Below are 21,528 nucleotides of genomic sequence, written 5' to 3' on the forward strand. Positions count from 1 at the left end.
CATTAAAAAACCACCTGAGCAACTTGGTTTATTAGTTACTGAGGTGGTTCTGAATATTTTGGCTAATCTTACTTGCTAGCAGCTTCTTTTTTCCATTTAATGCTACATCCAATTGCTTTTGTACTGGTTATAGCTGGTTTTTTGCCTTCTAACAAAGCATTAACGGCACTTTGAACATACATTGTTCTTGAAGCATTTACCTCTTCTTGATCGTTATCTATAGCTCCAATATAAGCCACTTCATTACCTTTAGCTGTTTTCTGCAATACAAAAACATGTGGTGTTTTATTGGCACCAAATTTCTTGGTATACACATGGTTTGGATCTTCTAAATAGGCATAACTGAAGCTTTTCTCTTTGGCACGTTCTTGCATTTTAGCATAACTATCGCCTGGAGAAGTAACTGGATCATTGGTATTAATGGCAATTACAGGGTACCCTTTGGCTGCATAGGATTTGTTTAAGGCTTCTACCCTATCTTGATAAGCTTTTGACACTGGGCAAGTATTACAAGTAAACACTACAATGTATCCTTTGGCATTGGTATAAGAAGCCAAAGAGACATTTTTGCCATCTACATTTTTTAAATTGAAATCTGAAGCCACATCTCCAACCTGATAACCATTTTGAGCTTTTGCTGTAACGCTTAACGCTAGCAGACAAGCGAATAAAAATGTTTTCATAATTTTTTACTTTAAGGTTTCTATAGTTTTTGTCAATTCTTGTACTGTAAATTCCTTTTCGTAGAATTGCCTAATCTTAAGCTTTGTATTTACAAAAAGCGTTGCAGGTATTGCTCCAGACCATTTGCTATCTACCTTTTCTATAAAGGCTTGTTGGTCTGGCTCGTTGATGACATACACTTCCGATTTAATTTTGTTTTTCTGAACAAATGGAATAACTGCCGAGTTCAATTTAGATTTAAAATCCATGCTTACCAATATTACCTTTAAAGGTTTGTTGGCACTTTTTTTAGTGATCTCTTCAAAATTTGGAAGTTCTTCAACACATGGCCCACACCATGTTGCCCAAAAATTAATAACGTAAGTGGTGTCTTTTCCTTTAGCCACCCTGCTTTCTAATTGACTTAAAGTTAACAATTTAACTTGAGCATTTGCAACAAAACCCGCCAATAACAACAATAAGGTTACAAGATATTTCACTTTAAATTTAATCAAAACCGAAAATCTAGATTATAACAATTTATCAACCTCTTGCTCTACAAATTTATTTTTAGGCAATTTCTTTGGGTTTGGTTCATCGTCAATTTTACCGATGTATTTGATCAAGAAACCATTTGCTTTTTTCTGTAATACCACAGCTGTTGGTGTAAGGGTAATGTTCAACATCCAAGTATATTTAAAACCTTCGTCTGATAGGTATGGGAAAGTAAAGCCTTTGGTAGTGGCCAATTTTTTCATTTCAGGCATGGCATCTAGTGGATATTTAACCGGATCATCGCCATATGGGCCTATAGCAACTATTGGATAACCTTTGGCTCTGTATTTTTTATCTAAGGCCATAATTCTACTTTCGTAGGCAATACAATGATCGCAGGTTGGGGTCATAAAAACCACAATAAAACCTTTTGGGCCTTTTTGGGCTTTTAAATCATAAATAGTGCCTTTTGTGCTCTTTAAAGCAATATTAGGCAGTATTTCACCTACTTTATATACTTTTTGTGCATGTAAAGTAGCGGTTGCAACAACCAATAGACAGAGAGTGACAATTATTTTACGCATAGTTTTATTTTAAAGTTCCTGTTTTTACAATAGCTTTCTGATAAACAGGTAAAGTCAGATCATCAACTATTACCCCTCTGGTAGTTGATGCGTGTACAAAAAAATCATTATTCAAGTAAACGCCAACATGGTCTACTTCATTGCCTCCAAAAGAGAAAAAGATCAAATCGCCTTCTTCTAAATTGTTTATATTTTTCTTTCTAATGGCATCTGCCTGATCTTTGGATCTTCTGGGCATGCTTAAGCCATAAATATTCTTTTCTAACAATAGTGCAAAACCTGAGCAATCTATTCCACTCTTATCTAAACCACCCAATTTGTACCTCACGCCTGTCCAATCGGTAATGAAACGGTACAGTTCTTTGCTTCTTAAATTGGCCATTACCTCTGCGGCCTTAGCGGCTTTGGTATCGGTTTTAACTACATGTTTTCTCGAACTACAAGAAGCCAAGATAAGCACAAAAACCAAAATTACCCAAGTAAATGATCTTTTGGGTCTCAAAAAATTAAATGCTTTTATTGGGTTGTAGTTTTTAATCATGAGCTATAAATTATGTTTTGATATCATCATTCTGGTTCGTGTTATCACAAACCAGAATATATTTATGCGTTTATTCAAATTTTGCAGCTATAATTATTCTTTTAAATGGATACAAGATTGGAGTTTTTACAAAGCGCTCGTTGATCCTTTTCTTAAACTCGGCCACAAAATTTTCCTTAACCTGTCCATTCAATTTTTCTATATATGGGATCATTGCCGTACCTGCAATCCAATTGAAAAGCTCTTCTGGATTGGCTACTACAAGTGGGTAAATCTTTTCGTAGATGTTGATTTCCTTTCCTCCATTTTCAAATACAATTTGAGCATAGGTATCTGTAGTTAAAACTGGCGAGGTTCTGCTCCAATTAACCAACGCAGTACAATAAGGTTCTTCTGCAACAAGGGTATTGAGCATTTTGTTCAACAGGTTTTCATTTTGCGAAGGAATTTGAACAATCAATTGTCCACCTGCCTTAATTGAGGCAATAACTTTGGGTAAGAGCGCTTCATGATCATCAACCCATTGCAATGCAGCATTTGAAAACACAAGATCCCATTTTTGACCTGTGTTTAATTGTGCTTCGATAGTCCGTTGTTCAAATTTGAGGTGTGGCTTAACAAATGTGGCAGATTGAGCCAGCATTTCTGCTGACGAATCGACTCCCAACACATTTGCATTGGGCAATATTTCGGCTAGCTTACTGGTCAATTCTCCAGTTCCACAGCCCAAATCAATTACATCAAGGTCTGCACCTACATCGATCAATTGTAACAGATCGTAGAATGGAGCAAATCTTTCTGTTTTAAATTGATTGTATTGATCTGGGTTCCATGCCATAATTTAATCTGAACTTATGTTTTAATTAGTCTTTGTATTTCGTCTAACTTTAACAACGCTTCTACTGGCGTTAGCGTATTTACATCTAAATTATTGAGCGTATCTCTAATTTTAACTAAAACAGGATCATCTACAGCAAACATCTGCAACTGGTAAGCTTGGTTCTGTACTTTTTTAATACTGTCTTTAATGCTCTGGCCTTCTGTTCGGTCTATCTCCAGCCGTTTTAAGATCTCGTTGGCCCTATTGATCAATTTGGCTGGCATACCTGCCATTTTAGCCACATGGATACCAAAGCTATGCTCGCTGCCACCTGGCACCAATTTACGCAAGAAAATAACTTTATTGCCTACTTCTTTAATGGTAACATTATAGTTTTTAATGCGCACCATGGTATTTTCTAAGTCGTTAAGCTCATGGTAATGGGTAGCAAACAAGGTTTTTGGCCTGGCCGTTGGGTGCTCATGCAAAAATTCGGCGATAGCCCAAGCAATAGAAATACCGTCGTAGGTACTTGTACCCCTTCCAATTTCATCTAACAGAATTAAACTCCGATCTGAAATATTGTTGAGAATACTTGCGGTTTCATTCATCTCTACCATAAATGTACTTTCGCCAGATGATAAGTTATCTGAAGCACCAACTCTGGTAAAAATCTTATCTACCAAACCTATCTGTACCGCTTTTGCAGGCACAAAACAACCCATTTGTGCCATTAGTACAATTAAGGCCGTTTGCCTCAAAATGGCAGACTTACCCGACATATTGGGACCAGTAATGATAATGATCTGTTGGTTCTCGCTATCTAAAAAGACATCATTGGTAATATACTCTTGTCCAATGGGCAATTGTTTTTCTATTACAGGGTGGCGACCACCTTTAATATCTAAATCTTTTTTATTATTGAGTTGAGGTTTTACATAATGGTTTTTAACAGCCAATTGCGCAAAACAAAGCAACACATCTAATTGCGCAATTAAATAGGCATTGAGCTGAATTGGCTTGATATAATGGCTTACCTGATACATGAGCTCATTGTACAAACGAACTTCAATGGCCTGTATCTTTTCTTCAGCACCTAAAATCTGTTCTTCATATTCTTTCAACTCTGGCGTAATGTATCGCTCTGCGCTTACCAAAGTCTGTTTACGAATCCAGCTTTCTGGCACCTTATCTTTATGGGTATGGGTAACTTCTAAATAATAGCCAAAAACATTGTTAAATGATATTTTCAAAGACGGGATACCTGTATTTGCAGCCTCTCTTTTTTGGATTTCTACCAAATATTCTTTACCACCAAATGCAATTTTGCGCAAACGGTCTAGTTCTTCATCAATACCATCTGCAATCACATTTCCTTTAATCAATAAGGCAGGTGGGTCTGGCTGTAGTTCTCTTTCAAGTCTTTCTTTGATACTTAAGCAAGGATTTAATTGTGAGGCCAATACAGTTAAGAAAGGGTTCTGGGTCTGATCGGCTAGGACTTTTACCTCCTCAATATGTGTTAGTGCTCTTTTCAACTGCACCAACTCTCTTGGTCCTGCTTTTTGTAAACCAACTTTAGAAATTAGCCTTTCTAAATCGCCAATAGGTTTAATATGCCCTAAAAACTCCTGTACCAGTTCCTCATGGTTAACAAGATATTCTACCATACCTAAACGTTCTTGGATCGGTTTAAGCTCTTTTAGCGGCATGATAATCCACTTGTGCAACATTCGGGCACCCATCGGGGTACAGGTTTGATCCAACACCTCAAAAAGGGTTACACCACCATCGTTAGCTGTACTTACCAATTCTAAGTTGCGAATGGTAAATCGGTCTAACCACATGTAACGATCTTCTTCTAAACGAGAAATAGCAGAAATATGCTGTAAGTTGCGATGTTCGGTTTCGCCTAGGTAATAAAGCACTACACCAGCCGCCACAATACCCGATGGCAGCTTATCTACCCCAAACCCTTTTAAAGAGTTAACTTCAAAATGTTTGGTTAATATTTCATTGGCATAATCGTTGGTAAATGCCCAATCGTCAAGTGTGTAAGTATAAAATTTATCGCCAAATAGGTTTAAAAATTCTTGACGTTTACTCTTCTGAAAAACAACTTCTGTAGGTCTGAAACCTTGCAAAAGTTTGTCTATATATTCTGCATTGCCTTGGGCAACTAAAAATTCTCCTGTAGAGATATCGCAAAAAGCTACGCCTATATTTTGTTTATCAAAAAAAACTGCAGCCAGGTAATTATTTGCTTTTTGGCTTAAAATATTGTCATTGTAGGCAACACCGGGCGTAACCAATTCTGTAACCCCACGCTTTACAATGGTTTTGGTCATTTTTGGATCTTCCAGCTGATCGCAAATGGCTACCCTTTGCCCTGCCCTAACTAGTTTAGATAAATAATTTTCTAAGGAATGGTGCGGAAAACCTGCTAATTCTAATGCACCATTTGGACCAGTCCCTCTTTTAGTTAAAACGATGCCTAATATATTGGCCGTTTTTACTGCGTCTTCGCCAAATGTTTCGTAAAAATCGCCTACTCTAAACAACAATAACGCACCCGGGTACTTAGCCTTAATGGTGTTGTATTGTTGCATTAATGGTGTTTCTGTCTGCTTTGCTTTGGCCAAAATATTTCTAAATTACTAAGGTGTAAATATAGCATCTTGAGGCTTAGGGTTGAAGTTTTTGTTGAAATTTGTTGAGTGGCTGATATCCACAAATTGTGAGTAAAGTTTTGGATTAATTTAGCACAGCTGTATTTCTTTTAATTAATTGCTTGATACACAAAATTAATGAGGTCTTAGCTAAATCAACAGCAGTTGAATTGAAGCTCAACTGCTGTTGATACCGTATGTACTATATATTAAATTCTAACACAGAAACCTGCTGATAATTCGTTCTCTTTTCGCTATACAGCGATTGGATATAGTTTTTGGTTTGAATTGCAATGGTTACCAAACCAAACTCCTTGTGGTACATTACTTCATTACAAATTAGCCTAGCATTGTTAAACAATAGACTTTGGTTAATGGCCATTTGGTGCTTAGCTTGAAGATCGTCATAAAGAATTTGTAGTGTTGCTGTCTGTAGGTCGGTATGATTTGGAATTTCTAATGGAATTGTTTTTAAGAATTTGATCTGTTCAGAAAGGCTTTCTAATGTACTTTCGTAATGAGCTTGTGAGTTATATTCAAGTACGGTTTTACTCTTTACATCTGTTGTTTTTAGCAGGCTTAAGAAACGTGCCCTCAGCTTATTTAAAGGTTCAAATGCAATTTCTCTCATGGTGACAGCATTGTTATACACCTGAAAAATTTCGTTGAGGTTTGTAATTGCAGCATGCGCATTAACAGCTATAGCCTTTAAGCTATCGAGTTGGAGTGCTGGTTTTGGTGGATTATAAGCTTTACCATAATTGCTTACCAGCGAGACTAATTTTTCGAAGTTCGTCAGGTTCTTGACGTGCTTCATTTCGTAAATTGTTGACATAGGTATTTGTCGTTTAAGGGTGCATTTTTTGTTAATTACATTCAATGTAAGTAATTATTTTGGACAACACACAAGAATAATATGCGTTTAAACACCTATTAAGGCCATTTTAGGTGATATTTTAAATTAATGTTAAATAAGGTCTATCTTTGGACATGGCAATTTTACATAGAAAAGAAGAAAAGATACAGGCAGTATTGGGCAGGTTGCCTAAGAATTATACAGACGAAGACTTTGTGAGCATGTTTATTAAATTGTACTCGAAAGATTGGGGCAAAATTAAAGCTGCTTACATTAAACAAGCACAGGATAAAGAACCAGGAACGGTAATCAATATGCCAAAACCAGATCTGTACCTTAAACAGCTTGCTGAAATATACATTAAGGCTAATCCACCAAAAGCCGAGGTGATAAAGGAAGAAGTTAAAACTGTGGTTGCACCAACAGAAAAAGTTAAAAAAGTAGCGGTTAAAAAAGCAGCTGTTACAAAAGAAAACGCTGATGTTGTTGAGCTTCAGGTTGAAAAAGTAAAAAAGACAGCTGTTAAAAAGGATACAATTGTAAAAGTAGCCGTTGCAGAGCCAAAGGTTAAAAAAGCAAGCGCTAAAAAGAATACTGAAGTTATCGAAACACCTGTTGAGGCAGTAAAGAAAGTCAAAGCGGTTACAAAAAAGAAAGAGGTTGCAGCTGAAACTCCTACGGTAAAGAAAAAAGCTGTGGCTAAAAAATAGTTTAGCCGATCTATTTTTGCAATAAACTAGAGAGGATAAGTCTAATGGCTTATCCTTTTTGTTTGCATCTCTTTTAACTAATCAAAATAGCTTCCTTCTAGGTAATACCAAACTCCCTGTTCTTTTTTAAAGGTAGAGTTCTCATGGTGCATATAAGCTTGTATACCTTGTTGATAATAGGCTTTAAACTCTACTTTGTCTTTTTTAGCCTTACAGATCTCTAGTTTAACCCAATGATTACTGGTGGCCCAGTTTTCGATTTCATTCTTTTTATACAAATGTCTTTTGTTTGGATGGGTAGTCTGTATCAGGTAATCGATCAAATGCAAGGCATAGGCACTGTAACGTGAGCGCATCAAAATTTCTGGTGTAGCGGGCTTGGCCGTCCCTAAATGATAAGGCTGGCAACAATGGTCATAACTTAAGTTTGAACAACAAAAACAAGGATCGGTCATCTTAATTAATTTAAACGGTTGCTAATTTAATGATAAAAGCAAGGTTAGAGCTATTGAAACATGAAGGCATTAAGATTTTATATCATATTCGCCAGCTCAACAACTTAAGAAAGGCTTATTAGACCTACTTAGATGAACTAAGATAGCTTAGATGGTAAAGGTAATACTCGTAAAATAAGCCTTTAACTTCTTAATGTTGAAGCCCTCAGATTTAAACAATCAACTTATAGCCATGGCCCCGAATATTGATGATCTCTATATGTGGATCTGCCTGAAGGTGTTTACGCAATTTGGTGATAAAAACATCCATGGTACGAGCGTGAAAGGAGCTATCATCTCCCCATAATTTAAGTAAGGTTGCTTTTCTATCTAATACCTGATTTTGATGTTTAACCAATAAGGAAAGAAGCTCTGTTTCTCGATGTGATAACCTAATTTTTTGTTCATTAAATAACAATTCTTGTCGATTGGGGAAAAACTGGAAAGCCCCTATTTTTACCATTTCGGTGGTAAACAAATTGAGGCTGTTTCTTTTGAGGAGTTCTTTCATCCTTAACACCAACTCTTCGAGACTAAAAGGCTTCTTTAGGTAGTCATTCCCTCCCACCTCATAACCTTCAAACAAGTCTTTATCTTGCGATCTGGCAGTAAGAAACAACACTGGCAATTGCAGATTGGTTTTTCTAAGTTCAGTAGTAAAGGTAAAGCCATCCATAAAGGGCATCATTACATCTACTATGCAAATATCGAATGTTTGGCTATTTAAAGCAGCTAAACCTAATCGACCATTACTAAAATGACTCACAATAAAACCCCTACTCTGCAAGGTTTCACTCACAATTTTAGCCAATTGTGGCTCATCTTCCAAAAACAATACATTAGCTATCATACAATGGTAATTGAAGCGTAAACGTGGTTAATTGATTGATACTGGTAACCTTAATATATCCACCATGTTGTTTAACAATATCATGTACATAACTTAAACCTAGGCCATACCCTTTAACCTGGTGCACATTGCCGGTAGGTACTCTAAAAAAGGGTTCAAATATTTTAGATAAGTACTCTGTTGGTATCTCATCACCTATATTAGTTATCTTTAATACTGCACTATTTTCTTGTTGCAGTAAATCTATAGTAATTTGCGATTGATGATTTCCATATTTCAAGGCATTATCTAACAAATTAGCTATGGTATTACCCAAATGGATTGGATCTGCATTGATCCACATTTCTTTTGTACTCAGGTTAAGCTTCAACGTACTATTGCTTGTTAAAAACTGGGGCTGATATTGTTGTATAACCAGTTGCAGCAGTTCATTAAAGAGAACTTTCTTTTTACCTAATCCTATAATAGCCTGCTGGTTAACTAAATTGGTTAATATCTGGTCTATTAAATGGGTAAGGTTTGCTGCTTGATAGCGGATAATGGAAATGTATTCAGTTTTGGCTTTTTCATCTAAGTTAAAATGATCAATAGCCTCTGCCGCAATGCTAATGGTAGCCACTGGTGTTTTAAGTTCATGGGTCATGTTGTTTACAAAATCATCTTTTAGCAGGGTTAGCTTCTTTTGCGTGAGCATAGTCTTGATGGTATAAACAAAACAACCCAAAGTGATCACAATCAAGAATAAAGAGCTAGACAAAATCCATTTCATTTTTTGTAGATAAATGAGTTTAGGATTAGCAAATGATGCATTCAAAGCAATTGTATTACCGAAACCATACTTAAACTGGCGAGTAGTATATACTTTACCTACTGAATCAGGATTATTGGTATCAAATTTATGAAACTCATATTTGAATGTATGGAACTTAAATAACTCTTTAATACCTCTGTTGGCTAATGCCTGTCGGTAAAGTTTACCTAATCTTATGGTGTCGAGCTTTTCATCTTTAAATGCCTTTCCCAGTAATTCGCCCAATTTTGTAGTATGATAATATACTTTAGCATCTCTCAGGTCGTAGTAAACAAAGTTTTTTACAAATGAATTGATAAATATAGTTTTAGCCTCAGGAGTAATATGATCTAAATGTTGTTTAAAATCTCTCAATGCTATTCTTGAAGGAGGACGTGCATTCCTTAACACTGGGTCTTTATCACTAAGGCTAAATACCATTTCCTTTGATTTTTTGTTATAACTACAGCTAATTACAACTAGATTAGTATCAGCCATCCATTTTTTATACTGATTGGCAAATTCATCTCTACGTAAGTTGGCCAGTTTATCTACTGATTCTTCTAAGGCATCGTTCACATCACTTCTAAAAATTCGATCATTGTTTTGGTATACCTCATCATTCCAATATAACTGTAGGGCCAACAATAATGCCGTGCAAATGGTCATTAAAATGATAATAAGATTGATCTTTCTTTTCATGCTTGATACAAATTAACAATTACTTTAAATGTTGGCAGAAAAAGTTAACACTAATTAACACTAGTTTATAATGATTAGTACTAGGCCAATGGCAGTATTTATAGTTTTACCCCAACAAGAAATAAGAAATGATATGAAAAAAATAGGATTATTGATAGGCACAACGGTAGCCTTTGTGCTTTTATTTGCTGGCATAATGCGTGATGACGTAAGCGAAGAAAAATACCTGAAACTAGGCGCACAAAAACAGTTTGATTGTGTGGGGCAGCTGTTTAGAAATGGCAAAGCTGTAGGCTCTGCGGTATTGATTGGCAAACGGTATATACTTACAGCTGCCCATTGCTTATATACTTACACTACCACTCCAGATACCATGATCATTAACAAACAAAAAGCGGTAGTATATAGAACTACAGCAGCAAAGATTGCACCTCTCCAAGAATTTCTGTTTCGGGTTGGCGGTAAGGTCTATCAAGCTAAAAACATTAAAGCTTATACCGATTACGACTGGCAAAAAAGCACTTACGATTTGGCACTTATTGAATTGAATGAGGAAGTAATTAATGTAGCTCCAGCTATTTTAAACAAAGAAAAGGATGAATTAGGCTACAATATTGTGGGTGTTGGCTTAGGTGTTTCTGGAAAGGGCAAACAGCCAGAAAAAGTGGTTTCGGCCAGCTTAAAAATTGCAGGCCAAAATGTGATTGATAGTTTGGGTGGCCAAAAAATAAATGATCAATCTACTTTACTCATCTGTGATTTTGACCAACCTACTAACCCAAAACTTAACAGAATTGGCAGTGCTATACCCACACCTTTAGAATATACCTGCAATGGCGGCGATAGTGGCGGTGGTATGTTCAGACTTAAAAAAGGTAAATGGGAACTGGTGGGCATTTGCGCTAATTCAGAAGCCGGAATTGATACCATACTTAAGAATGGCTATTATGGTTTGTTAATGAGCTGGACTAGACTATCTGTTTTTAACGATTGGATAAAGGACAATATGAAGGAATAAGACCATTTTACCATCTAATTTGATTAATTTACGACTAACTATAGTGTCCTAAATGATTAATTTAATATACTTTATTACACCGTTAAAAACCCTCAAAGACTATTGTCTCTGAGGGTTTTTCAATCTTAGTCTTCAATAGCAAATTTATTTTATTTCTTGCTGATATTGATTGGTAATTTGGTAATCGGCATTTTTAATAATGATCTTATAATCGCCCTTGGCCAAAATTAGATTGGCAATTGCCTGTTGATTGTCTAACTCAATGATATCTGCAGGAATACCATTTTTGTCGTACTCTTTTAATCTGTAGGCCAATACTAAGGCTGGATAGGCACTAATTTTAGATTTAGGAATAATATAACTTTTTCTTTGCACCCCTTCATTTAACCAATGTGCTCTTCCAGCTATTAATCGCTCAACAGGATGGATTACCCTACAATCTGTTCTATCAGTACCCTCTGGCCCATTAAATGTCTTTCCATTGGCAGCTACCATAATTAAAGGCATCATTGCATTGGTTAAATTAATGTAAGGGCTATTGTATTTTACATCTCCCTTTGGGCTGTAGCTCACTTGATCTATTGTAAAAGGATCTATGTTTGTATATTCCTTTAAACGACCAGCCATTGCTTTTTCCCAACTTTTGTTACCTGGCGTACCTTCAATTACATGATCAAAACCACAATGGATCAAAACTTTTGCGTCTGGATTTTTGGCCATCATCTCAGCAATGTTTTTGGCTTGTTCTATTTCTCTTTCCTTACCATTCTTGCCAGCTTTGGCCTCATATCCAAATACCGTAAAACCAATTTTTAAAGCCTCAGCAATTAAATTGGCCATTTGTGGCTCTTGCGTATAAAAACCACTCTCCACTACTGGAAATTTACGTTCATTAATCAGCTTATCTGCTAAGGCCTCTAAACCTAACAGTCGGTATCCATTATTGTAAAGCCCTTGTAGCAATCCCATAGTAAATACTCTATGCCTAGCTTCATGATGGGCTTCATTAATGATCATCAGTCTTTCATTTTTTGATCTATCAATGATATAATTTAAAGCACTTTGTGCCTTAAAACTTTTAAAGTAAGTACTATCTGCCGCTGTTATTTTTGGAACAGCTACCCCATTTTTATCCCATGTTTGTGCTGCCTTTGTAAAATGTTGGCCAAAGGAATACGCCGTTGCCCCCAATTGATATTTCCAGGCTAGGGTATCCTTCTCTATTGCCTTGTTAATATCATTAGAAAATTGATAAGTTTCCTTTTTTTGTTGTGCTTGGGCTTTTAAATTGGTTAGGGCAATGAGGAATAAAAATAAGGCAGTGTACTTCATAGAATAGGTTATTTTGTAAATCTTGGCAGCAAACTAGGTGCCGCACCATTCAATTTAATTTTGTATCGGTAACCATTTTTAAAAGTGTCTTCTTCTTTTAAAAGTTCCTTGTTCTTTTTGCTAACCCAAAAGCGTTGGGTAAACTTATTACCATTGTTTTCCGATTCGTTAAGGAGTATCCAACAATCTACCTTTTGCAAGTCATTTGTGGTCAGTACTTCACTCCTTTCAACTTTATACAATACGTATTTTGGCGCTGTAGCTCCTGCATCGAAAAAGTTAATGGCAAAGATTTTTCCTTCGGCAAGGGGTAGCATTTCAAAGGTTTCGATGTCTAAGTTCCAATTAAATGCTGGAATTGCAAAATCCAGTTTGAAATCTTTTTTGGTATTCTGTGCTACAGTATCGGCACCTTTAATTTGTTTTGCTCCCCAATTGTAGGCATTGATCTTGTTGCCAATTTGCTCTGAGTGGTAAATAGGTGCAAAATCCTTAGCGCTGTTTACAGAATACACCTTACGGTACATTGCAGTATCGTTACCGTACCAATGCTGACTGATAGCAAACACCTCTTGTCCGTTTCTAATTTCTTTTTTAATATCTCTAGACCATAAAAAAAGCATGAGATTTTTTGGTTGTTTAGTCATTTGAAAGTACACCATATACTGCTTTAAACCAGGCTTTAATGCTCCAGTATTGAGCTTGTTTTTACCAAAATTAATAGTGTCTATTTTTTGTGCGGCTGCCGGAGTTAATAAACAGCATAACAGGCCAATTAAAAGCCCAAAAGTCAAGTTCATTTTTTTCATGTTTGGTGGTTTAAGTGTGAATCAATACGCTAAATATTGAGCTATCTTTAGCATTTGTAAAAAGATTTCAACCAATTCTACCCTATTTTTAATGCATTGTATCCAAAAGTGCTTTTATTCTTTTGATTACATTTCCGTACCATCTATTGAAAATAATAGGCAAATGGTTTAAAGAAAATAGCCATAAGCAGCACAACTTTGTATCTTTAAAAATGGATCTGTTCAACCTCAAAAAAATAAGCACCAAACAATTACAATGGCTGGTTTGGCTGTCTGTTTTTTTAATCTCTTTCTCATCAATGGTTACGGTAGATGGCATTGCTTGGTCATTTACCTTTAACATCATTACCACTGGTTTTTATGCACTTATTGTATATGGCAACATCAGTTGGTTGTTTCCACGTTATTACGAGCGTAATCAAAAACTAACTTACGTTATACTTGTGCTGCTATTTTTAACCCTTTGCGGTTTTGCCAAGGGGCATTTGATAGGTTATGTGTACAATACTTTTTTTAACGACAAGGCTCCACAACATATCGAATGGTACCGAATGGTATATCTGAGCATTAATGGGGTAATTATTTTTATGCTCAGTTTTATGCTGAGAATTGTATTGGCCTATTTTACACTTAAACAGCAAACGGAAGAGATTTTATTACAAAAAACAAGGGCAGAGCTTAATTTATTGAAATCGCAGGTACAGCCCCATTTTTTGTTTAATACGCTAAACAACATCTATTACGAGGCTTATATGGAGGCTCCAAAAACTGCTGGCCTAATTGAACGCTTGGCCATGATGATGCGCTACTTTTTAGATGAAAGCCCGAAAACAGTAGTAGCTATTTCTACAGAATTGAACTTTTTAGAAAATTACATCGAATTGGAGAAAATCAGGATCAGGCATCAGATTGTTGTTAATTTTACAAAGGATTACCAGGAAGATTACCTCATCCCCCCAATGCTAATGATGACTTTGGTAGAGAACATCTTCAAACATGGAATTGATAAACTGAGCAATGAAAACATTATAAAGATCTCTTTGGTTCAAGAAGGAAATTATCTTGTTTTTAAAACCTTAAACAGTTATTTTAATACTCCTGATGATCAAACTGGCCTGGGCATTGAAAATTTAAGAAAACGGTTAATCATTTTATATGGTGATCGATTTGAGTTACGTACCGGACCTGTTGCAGATTTTTATATGGCCCACTTTAAAATTCCAATCTCATGAGCTTAAGCTGTATCATAATTGATGATGAACCGAATGCGGTGAGTTTATTGGAAGTACTCATTAAGCAGACCACCAACTGGAACTTGTTAGCAACTTGTTATAATGCTTTAGAGGCCATTGCTTTTTTAAAAGAGAATGAAGTAGATTTTATCTTCTTAGACATTAACATGCCCTTGTTAAGTGGCATTGAACTCGCTGCACTTTTGCCACCCAATGTTAAAATCGTTTTTACTACGGCTTATTCTGAACATGCTGCAGAGAGCTATAACTATCAAACTATTGATTACCTATTAAAACCCATTACCTTAAAACGTTTTTTGGCTGCCATACAAAAAATAGAATTCTATTTTAACAAAGCTCAAGCAACTCCAACAATTGAAAAGGAAGTAATAGCTGATACTTATTTCTTTGTCAAATCTGGCAAAATACTGAGTAAAGTATTACTAGCAGACATTTTATACTTTGAGGGCGAAAAGGAATACGTGAGATTGGTAACACCAACAGAACAATTATTGCTGTATAAGCGCTTAAAAGACATTGAAGAACAATTGACACTGCCTTTTGTAAGGGTACATAATTCTTATATCGTTAATATCAAACAGTTAGATAAGATACAGGATAATCATCTTTTTATAGGCAACAAACAGATTCCAATTAGCGATAAATTTAGAGATCATTTTATGGCATTGATTAAGCAAAGGATATTTTAGGCTGCTTTATTTATGTGGAAACATTAAGGTATGAAGATTTTTTTAGGTAGCTGATTAGCGAAAAACTTTGAAACATTAAGACATTAAGCTTTTGTTTTCAGCTATATAGTTAGCAAAAAAAACAGCAAATACTTATCAGCTAAGAACCTATGTGGATCTATGTGCCTATGTGGTAAAATTATATTTCTTATCGTTGGCGAGGACGCCAACAAGCGCTTTATTTGAAACATTAAGAAATTAAGTATAAACCTTAATTTTCCTTCATGTCTTCATGTTAAACTAAATATTTATCATGCTCAGTATGCCAAAGCATAAATCCATATCCTTATCGTTGGCGAGGACACCAACAAGCGCTTTATTTGAAACATTAAGAAATTTAGTATAACCTTAATTTTCCTTCATGTCTTCATGTTAAATTAAATATTTATCATGCTCAGTATATCGAAGCATAAATCTATATCCTTATCGTTGACGAGGACGCCAACAAACGCTTTGTTTGAAATCTTAATTCTCCTTAATTTCTTCATGTTAAATTAACCATTTGTATATTGAGCATATAGAAAAACTAAACCTTAGGTGTAACTTAGCTGTCTAAGATGGTGAAAAACCACTATCAAGTTTTTTGTGTTTTAAGCGTTTTAAACACATATTCTTTGTAATTGGTGCCAATTGGAATTTCTTGTGTGCCTATTTCTATGTCATTTACGGTAAACGCCGTTATCTTTTTAGGATTAACAATAAATGAGCGGTGAATGCGCAAAAAGTGGAAAGGTTTGAGTTCTATTTCCATATCACTGATCTTGTACTTGGCATTGATCTTTTGCTGTGTACAATGAATGATCACATAATCTTTTAAACTTTCTACATATAAAATATCGGCAGCATACAGTTTATGAAATTTAGCTCCTGCTTTGATATAGATAAACTGTTCTGTACTAGCTGATGCAATTGCTGCCGTTGGTGCTACGGTTTGTATTACACGTAGGTAACGATCTATAGCTTTAAAAAAGCGATCGAAAGTAATTGGTTTTAAGAGATAATCTATAATATCAAGGTCATAGCCATCTAAGGCAAATTCCCTGTAAGCAGTAGTGATAATCACTGCTGGGGGATTTTTAAGAGTTTTTAGAAAATCTATCCCTGTTAATTGTGGCATTTTGATATCCAAAAATAGCAGGTCAATTGTTGTAGACCTTAAAACCTCTAACGCTTTAATGGCATTGCTACAGGTGGCTACCACTTCAAACAGCTCTAACTGATCTAAATGACTTTTAACCAGCTGAATGGCTAATGGTTCATCATCTAATAAAAGACATCTTACTTTCATCAACGGCTAACGTTTTAGTATTCTTTTGACTGTTAAGATTGATAGTCAATAAAGTTACAAAGGTATTTCCATTCATAACCGTACTTAACTCGTGGTTTTTGGAATAGATCAACTCTAACTGTTTCCTAATGTTCTCTAACCCTATTTTATCCGTCACCCCTTCCTGTTCTTTTGGTGCAAAAGTATTGGAAACCTTAAAGTAAAATTGGTTTTCATGGAGCCTAAGGTCAATATTAATGATCGGTTTACCAATAAACTCTCCTGCTCCATGTTTAAAGGCATTTTCTACAATCGATAAAAGAATCAATGGTACAATATCAGCATCTTCATCCATGCTATGTTTAAAATTGACTTCCAAACGCTCATCATACCTTAATTTTTCGAGCTCAATATAATTATGAACTAGTGTAATTTCTGAAGATACCGAAACATAAGTATTGTTGCAACGGTACAGTACATGGTCTAAAATTTGAGATAAGCCAGCAATAGATTTAGAGGTAATGGGCGAGTTGACTAAGGAAAGCGAGTAGATATTATTTAGTGTATTGAACAAAAAATGAGGATTAAGCTGTGCTTTTAAGGTGTTCAGCTCAGCCTCTGTTTTCTCTTTCTCTAACAATAAGGTACGCTGTTTAACTAAATATTGGTCTTTAACGAGTTTAAGAAAACCAAAAATCCAAGCCAATGAAAAGTTCTGCAAAAAATAGACCACTATTAGCTTTCTAACATCTGTAAGAATCTCTAAAATAGGCTCTTGTACAAAAGGAGGTTTACGTATAAGGGGTTCTATCACATGTACAGTCATTATCCTTGAAAATGCGCTAATCAAATAACTGCCAATGATAAAGTAAATGATCACAACTAAATAATTGTCGTCCTTTAGTAGCTTGGGAATAATAAAATAAGCCACAAAATAACAAGCCAACATGTAGAAACATACGCAAAAAGCATTTTCGATCATCATATCCCGAAAGCTCATGCCTTCTTCGTATTGAGGTACAATAAATACCACTAACCAAAACAAGATATGGCTAGAAATCCGATAAATGGTACTGTAACGAATGATCCTTTGTAAAATTGACATTTCATATCAAATATACCATTCGTTTGTTTGTATAAGCACCACTGTAGACGAATACAGTAAAAAAACAGCTGAATAAGTTAAAATTACTGACGAAACAGATTAATACCCAATTTTAATCTATATAAGGTTATTAGTGAGCTATTTACTGTGCATTTATTTTTTGTATTGCACTACGATGCATCTTCGAGGCAAAAACATATAGCGCATGAAACAATTATTCATCCTTACCTTATTTCTAGCAATTTTAGGTCATACCCATATTGCATTGGGCCAAATTAACGCAAGCCCTAAAACAAATGCTATAGATAGCATTATCGTAAACAAAATGAAAACACTGGGCATAGTGGGCCTTGGAGCAGCGATTATTATAGACAAAAAAATAACCTGGAGCAAAGGTTATGGTTATGCCGATGAAATCCAGAAAAAGCCTTTTACCGCCAACACCATTATGAATATAGCCTCTATTTCTAAAACCTTTACCGGGGTTTGTTTAATGCGGGCAGTTGAAATGGGTCAGGTTTCTCTTGATGAAGATATCAATACCTATTTACCCTTTAAGGTGATCAATCCAAATTTCCCAAATGAAAAAATTACCCTAAGACAGTTGGCGACACATACCTCCAGTCTTGCTGATCGATCTCCCTTTTATGCGGATAGCACTTATTTTTATGGAGATAGCAAACCAGAAGATTTAGGCAAGTTTTTAAAAGACTATTTTGTAGTAGGTGGCAAGTATTACTCGGAGGCTAATTTCTTAACATCAAAACCCGGTACTTTTCGTGCTTACTCCAATATTGCTGCAGGCTTGGCTGGTTATATTGTGGAATTGAGAACAGGCGAAAAACTAGCTGAGTATGCTAAAAAATATATTTTCGGTCCTTTAAAAATGATCAATTCTTCCTGGTCTTTAGCAACTACCAACGTTAAGCAACACACCAAGCTCTACAGTAAAACAGGAAATAATGTGAAGGTTATTCCATTATACGAAGGAACTACTTATCCTGATGGTGGTGTTCGTACTTCTGTAAATGATTTGGCTAAGTTCTTCATCTCTCTATTAAATGATGGAGCATATCAGGACGCTCGCATTTTAAAGGCAGCAACCGTTAAGGAAATGCTTCAATTTCAATTTACTGCGCTCAATAAACCAGAAAATGTAAGATTAGACAACCTCAACTCTGGGATTTTTTGGGCTACAAAAATGGGAGCAACCCGCATAGGGCACAATGGATCAGATCCTGGGGTGAGAACCTTTATGCTTACTGATCTGAACAAAGAAATTGGGGTAATCCTATTTTCAAATACATCACTTAGCGAATCGGAGGAACTTAAATTCTTTGATATCTACGATGAGTTATACCAATATGGCCAATATCTAAAAAGAATAGCAAAACCTATTTACCCTTCAAATTAACCAAAATAATAAACACAAAAAATGAAGTTTATCAAAAAAATAACCATGTCGCTACTCCTGCTTTGTAGCCTATCTGTTTTTGCACAGCAGGATAAAACCATTAACATTAAAGGAAAGGTACTCGAAGCCAAAACCAAACAAGCTATTGAAAATGCCGGAGCAACTTTATTATCAACTATCGATCAAAAATTTATCAAAGGTATAGCCACAGATAAAAATGGAGAATTTGTGTTAACAGTTGCACCTGGCAAATACCACCTTAAAATTGAGTTTATCTCCTTTAAACCTATCCTATTGGAGAACAGAGAAATTGATGCTGATATAGACTTAGGCACCCTATTATTGGTGGAAGATGTTAAACTTTTAAAATCGGTAAACGTGGTGGGAGAAAAATCGAGCATGGAACTTAACCTCGATAAAAAAGTTTTTAACGTAGGCAAAGACCTGATGTCTAAGGGTGGAAATGCGACAGACATCCTAAACAATGTACCTTCTGTAAACGTAGATGTAAATGGCGCCATCAGCTTAAGAGGAAATACTGGGGTTAGCGTACTCATTAATGGCAAACCTTCCATGATGTCGATGAATAAAGGGTTAGAACAAATCCCAGCCAGTACCATTGAAAAGATAGAAGTGATCACCAATCCTTCAGCCAGATACGAGGCCCAAGGTGGTGCAGGCATTATCAATATCGTACTCAAGAAAAACAGTCAAACGGGTTTAAATGGTTCTATACAAGCTGGCATAGGCGATCCGACCAATTACAATGGTAATGTAAACCTAAGCTACAAAACAGAAAAAATAAACCTTTTTAGCAATATTGGCGTTCGTTTTAGAGATTTTAAAATCCTTGAAGAAAGAACCCAGACCACTTTGAACAATGGGATCAAAAACCTATTGCTACAGAACAATGTAACCAATAGACACGACGATTCTTACAACATCTACCTTGGTGGAGATTATTACATCAACCCTACCAATACCTTAACTGGCAGTTTTTACCACAGCACTTTAATTATTGACAACAACATTGATTATAACTATAATTTTTTCAATGCTCAAAATGTAAAAGATAGTACCAATTATCGCTTTGAGCACTACAGGGAACCTAAAAAATACAATCAATTGGAATTATACCATGTAAAAACATTTGATAACAAGGATAAAAAATGGACAACCAGCTTACAGTATGATTTTTGGAATGATGATGAAAATCAGCACATCAACCAACAAAAAACGTTTCCTACAGGCAATCCAACTAATAACCTGATTACCAAAAACATTGAAAGTAGTAACGATATCTTTATTCAAAGTGATTTTATTAATCCTTTTGGCGAAAATGGCAGATTTGAAACTGGAATTAGAAGTGATCTCCGTGCCATAAGAAGTGATTATTGGGCCAAATCTAATGGCATATTGTTACCTAGCTATAACAACAAGCTCGAGTATAACGAGAATCTGTTTAGTGCCTACATGCAATTGGGCAATAAAATAAACAAGTTAAACTATCTTTTAGGTTTAAGAGCAGAAATGTCTTTCATTGGCATAGCCGACAGAGTTGGGACTTTCGATAACAACAAAGCATACCTTAACCTGTTCCCTACGGTGCATTTGGTTTATAACCTGCAAAAAACAACTGATCTGCAATTAAGTTATAGCAGAAGGATCAATAGACCTCAGTTTTGGCAATTGAACCCATTTGGAGGCTTATCTGATACCCGAAATTTAACTATTGGTAACCCAGATCTTGATCCTACTTATACCAACTCCTTTGAGTTTGCCTTATTAAAAAAATGGGACAAATTTACCCTCACTCCCTCCGTTTATTACGCACGTACCAAAAATTATTTCCAATATGTATTGAAACAAACTGCAGATGGCAATTTTGTGCGTACTCCTGTAAACCTAGATTTTGAAGAAAGATATGGACTAGAAATCTCCAGTACCTACAACCCTTTTGCGTGGTGGCGGTTGGCCTTGAACTTTAACTATTATGGTTTTAAACAGAAAGGTGAGTTTGAAGGTAAACAATATGGTTCTGACGATCAAACATGGACTACACAACTCAATAGTCGTATAAAACTGCCTAAAAATCTAGCCATAGAATCTATTTTTAGTTATAGAGGCAAATTCCAAGATATCCAATCGGTAAATAAGGCTACTTATCGCTTAAATACTGCGGTAAGTAAAGACATTTTAAAAGAGAAAATGACATTGAGTTTAGCTGCCAACAATATTCTAAATACCTTAATCGATAGGCAAGAGCTCAATACACCTACCTATCAGTTACAAACTACAGCTTATGGCGTTGGCACCGTAATCAATGCAACGGTGGTGTATCGTTTCAATAGAAAAAAAGGAGAAAAAGATCGTCTACCTGATGAAAATTAGATCGTTTTTAGTTAACCAAAGGTTGAGTACATCGACC

At 35.6% G+C, this 21,528-nt stretch carries 20 protein-coding genes; 6 read left to right on the plus strand and 14 right to left on the minus strand.

The window, feature by feature from the left end:
* Positions 1 to 68: 68 nt before the first annotated feature.
* The 7 genes from AQF98_RS10285 to AQF98_RS10315 all read right to left on the minus strand — a co-directional run bounded on the left by AQF98_RS10285 (position 69) and on the right by AQF98_RS10315 (position 6,607).
* Positions 69 to 683, minus strand: coding sequence for a thioredoxin family protein (locus AQF98_RS10285; protein WP_055131848.1), 615 nt, complete (start codon positions 681 to 683; stop codon positions 69 to 71).
* Positions 684 to 689: 6 nt separating this feature from the next.
* Positions 690 to 1,163 carry a TlpA disulfide reductase family protein gene (locus tag AQF98_RS10290; RefSeq protein WP_055132113.1) on the minus strand — a complete coding sequence of 158 codons (474 nt, stop codon included), beginning with the start codon at positions 1,161 to 1,163 and terminating at the stop codon, positions 690 to 692.
* A gap of 30 nt (positions 1,164 to 1,193) precedes the next feature.
* On the minus strand, positions 1,194 to 1,742 hold the full coding sequence (locus tag AQF98_RS10295; protein WP_055131849.1) for a redoxin domain-containing protein: 549 nt from the start codon (positions 1,740 to 1,742) through the stop codon (positions 1,194 to 1,196).
* A 4-nt stretch (positions 1,743 to 1,746) separates the two neighbouring features.
* Positions 1,747 to 2,283 carry a C40 family peptidase gene (locus AQF98_RS10300; RefSeq protein WP_055131850.1) on the minus strand — a complete coding sequence of 179 codons (537 nt, stop codon included), beginning with the start codon at positions 2,281 to 2,283 and terminating at the stop codon, positions 1,747 to 1,749.
* Between the two features lie 70 nt (positions 2,284 to 2,353).
* Positions 2,354 to 3,121, minus strand: coding sequence for a methyltransferase domain-containing protein (locus tag AQF98_RS10305; protein ID WP_055131851.1), 768 nt, complete (start codon positions 3,119 to 3,121; stop codon positions 2,354 to 2,356).
* A 14-nt stretch (positions 3,122 to 3,135) separates the two neighbouring features.
* Positions 3,136 to 5,745, minus strand: coding sequence for a DNA mismatch repair protein MutS (mutS, locus tag AQF98_RS10310; RefSeq protein ID WP_055131852.1), 2,610 nt, complete (start codon positions 5,743 to 5,745; stop codon positions 3,136 to 3,138).
* A 229-nt stretch (positions 5,746 to 5,974) separates the two neighbouring features.
* Positions 5,975 to 6,607 (minus strand): hypothetical protein, encoded by a 633-nt coding sequence (locus AQF98_RS10315; protein WP_152969691.1) that lies wholly within the window; start codon positions 6,605 to 6,607, stop codon positions 5,975 to 5,977.
* A gap of 155 nt (positions 6,608 to 6,762) precedes the next feature.
* On the opposite strand from AQF98_RS10315, the gene AQF98_RS22255 reads away from it, so the two are divergent.
* The gene (locus AQF98_RS22255) at positions 6,763 to 7,338 is read left to right on the plus strand and encodes a hypothetical protein (protein WP_235524207.1); all 576 of its coding nucleotides are present in this window, start codon (positions 6,763 to 6,765) and stop codon (positions 7,336 to 7,338) included.
* A 77-nt stretch (positions 7,339 to 7,415) separates the two neighbouring features.
* Here the strand turns inward: AQF98_RS22255 and AQF98_RS10325 are convergent, their stop codons facing one another.
* From AQF98_RS10325 to AQF98_RS10335, 3 genes are all read right to left on the minus strand, one after another.
* Positions 7,416 to 7,793 carry a YchJ family protein gene (locus tag AQF98_RS10325; RefSeq protein ID WP_055131854.1) on the minus strand — a complete coding sequence of 126 codons (378 nt, stop codon included), beginning with the start codon at positions 7,791 to 7,793 and terminating at the stop codon, positions 7,416 to 7,418.
* Between the two features lie 211 nt (positions 7,794 to 8,004).
* Positions 8,005 to 8,682, minus strand: coding sequence for a response regulator transcription factor (locus AQF98_RS10330; protein ID WP_200911868.1), 678 nt, complete (start codon positions 8,680 to 8,682; stop codon positions 8,005 to 8,007).
* Entirely contained in the window at positions 8,672 to 10,174 is a 1,503-nt protein-coding gene (locus AQF98_RS10335; RefSeq protein WP_055131855.1) for a sensor histidine kinase KdpD, read from the minus strand. Before AQF98_RS10335 ends, AQF98_RS10330 begins: the two co-directional genes overlap by 11 nt.
* An 88-nt stretch (positions 10,175 to 10,262) precedes the next feature.
* Here AQF98_RS10335 and AQF98_RS10340 point away from each other — a divergent pair, with 88 nt between their 5' ends.
* Positions 10,263 to 11,192: a trypsin-like serine protease gene (locus AQF98_RS10340; protein WP_055131856.1), complete on the plus strand. Its 930-nt coding sequence runs from the start codon at positions 10,263 to 10,265 to the stop codon at positions 11,190 to 11,192.
* A 144-nt stretch (positions 11,193 to 11,336) separates the two neighbouring features.
* On the opposite strand, the gene AQF98_RS10345 is transcribed toward AQF98_RS10340, so the two are convergent.
* Both AQF98_RS10345 and AQF98_RS10350 read right to left on the minus strand, forming a co-directional pair.
* Positions 11,337 to 12,524: a hypothetical protein gene (locus tag AQF98_RS10345; RefSeq protein ID WP_055131857.1), complete on the minus strand. Its 1,188-nt coding sequence runs from the start codon at positions 12,522 to 12,524 to the stop codon at positions 11,337 to 11,339.
* Positions 12,525 to 12,532: 8 nt separating this feature from the next.
* Complete coding sequence (locus AQF98_RS10350) at positions 12,533 to 13,333, minus strand: hypothetical protein (protein WP_055131858.1); 801 nt, start codon at positions 13,331 to 13,333, stop codon at positions 12,533 to 12,535.
* A 212-nt stretch (positions 13,334 to 13,545) separates the two neighbouring features.
* Between AQF98_RS10350 and AQF98_RS10355 the strand changes: the two genes are divergently transcribed.
* The gene (locus tag AQF98_RS10355) at positions 13,546 to 14,565 is read left to right on the plus strand and encodes a sensor histidine kinase (protein ID WP_152969692.1); all 1,020 of its coding nucleotides are present in this window, start codon (positions 13,546 to 13,548) and stop codon (positions 14,563 to 14,565) included.
* Positions 14,562 to 15,275, plus strand: coding sequence for a LytTR family DNA-binding domain-containing protein (locus AQF98_RS10360; RefSeq protein WP_055131860.1), 714 nt, complete (start codon positions 14,562 to 14,564; stop codon positions 15,273 to 15,275). Before AQF98_RS10355 ends, AQF98_RS10360 begins: the two co-directional genes overlap by 4 nt.
* A 613-nt stretch (positions 15,276 to 15,888) precedes the next feature.
* On the opposite strand, the gene AQF98_RS10365 is transcribed toward AQF98_RS10360, so the two are convergent.
* Positions 15,889 to 16,602, minus strand: a complete 714-nt coding sequence (locus AQF98_RS10365; RefSeq protein ID WP_055131861.1) for a LytTR family DNA-binding domain-containing protein — start codon at positions 16,600 to 16,602, stop codon at positions 15,889 to 15,891.
* Complete coding sequence (locus tag AQF98_RS10370) at positions 16,574 to 17,686, minus strand: sensor histidine kinase (RefSeq protein ID WP_055131862.1); 1,113 nt, start codon at positions 17,684 to 17,686, stop codon at positions 16,574 to 16,576. Before AQF98_RS10370 ends, AQF98_RS10365 begins: the two co-directional genes overlap by 29 nt.
* Positions 17,687 to 17,891: 205 nt before the next feature.
* Here AQF98_RS10370 and AQF98_RS10375 point away from each other — a divergent pair, with 205 nt between their 5' ends.
* Entirely contained in the window at positions 17,892 to 19,100 is a 1,209-nt protein-coding gene (locus AQF98_RS10375; RefSeq protein WP_082434979.1) for a serine hydrolase, read from the plus strand.
* Between the two features lie 21 nt (positions 19,101 to 19,121).
* Positions 19,122 to 21,491, plus strand: coding sequence for an outer membrane beta-barrel family protein (locus tag AQF98_RS10380; protein ID WP_055131863.1), 2,370 nt, complete (start codon positions 19,122 to 19,124; stop codon positions 21,489 to 21,491).
* Positions 21,492 to 21,528: the final 37 nt, after the last annotated feature.

Origin of the sequence: Pedobacter sp. Hv1, assembly GCF_001412215.1 — a bacterium.
In the GTDB taxonomy this organism is placed as follows: domain Bacteria; phylum Bacteroidota; class Bacteroidia; order Sphingobacteriales; family Sphingobacteriaceae; genus Pedobacter.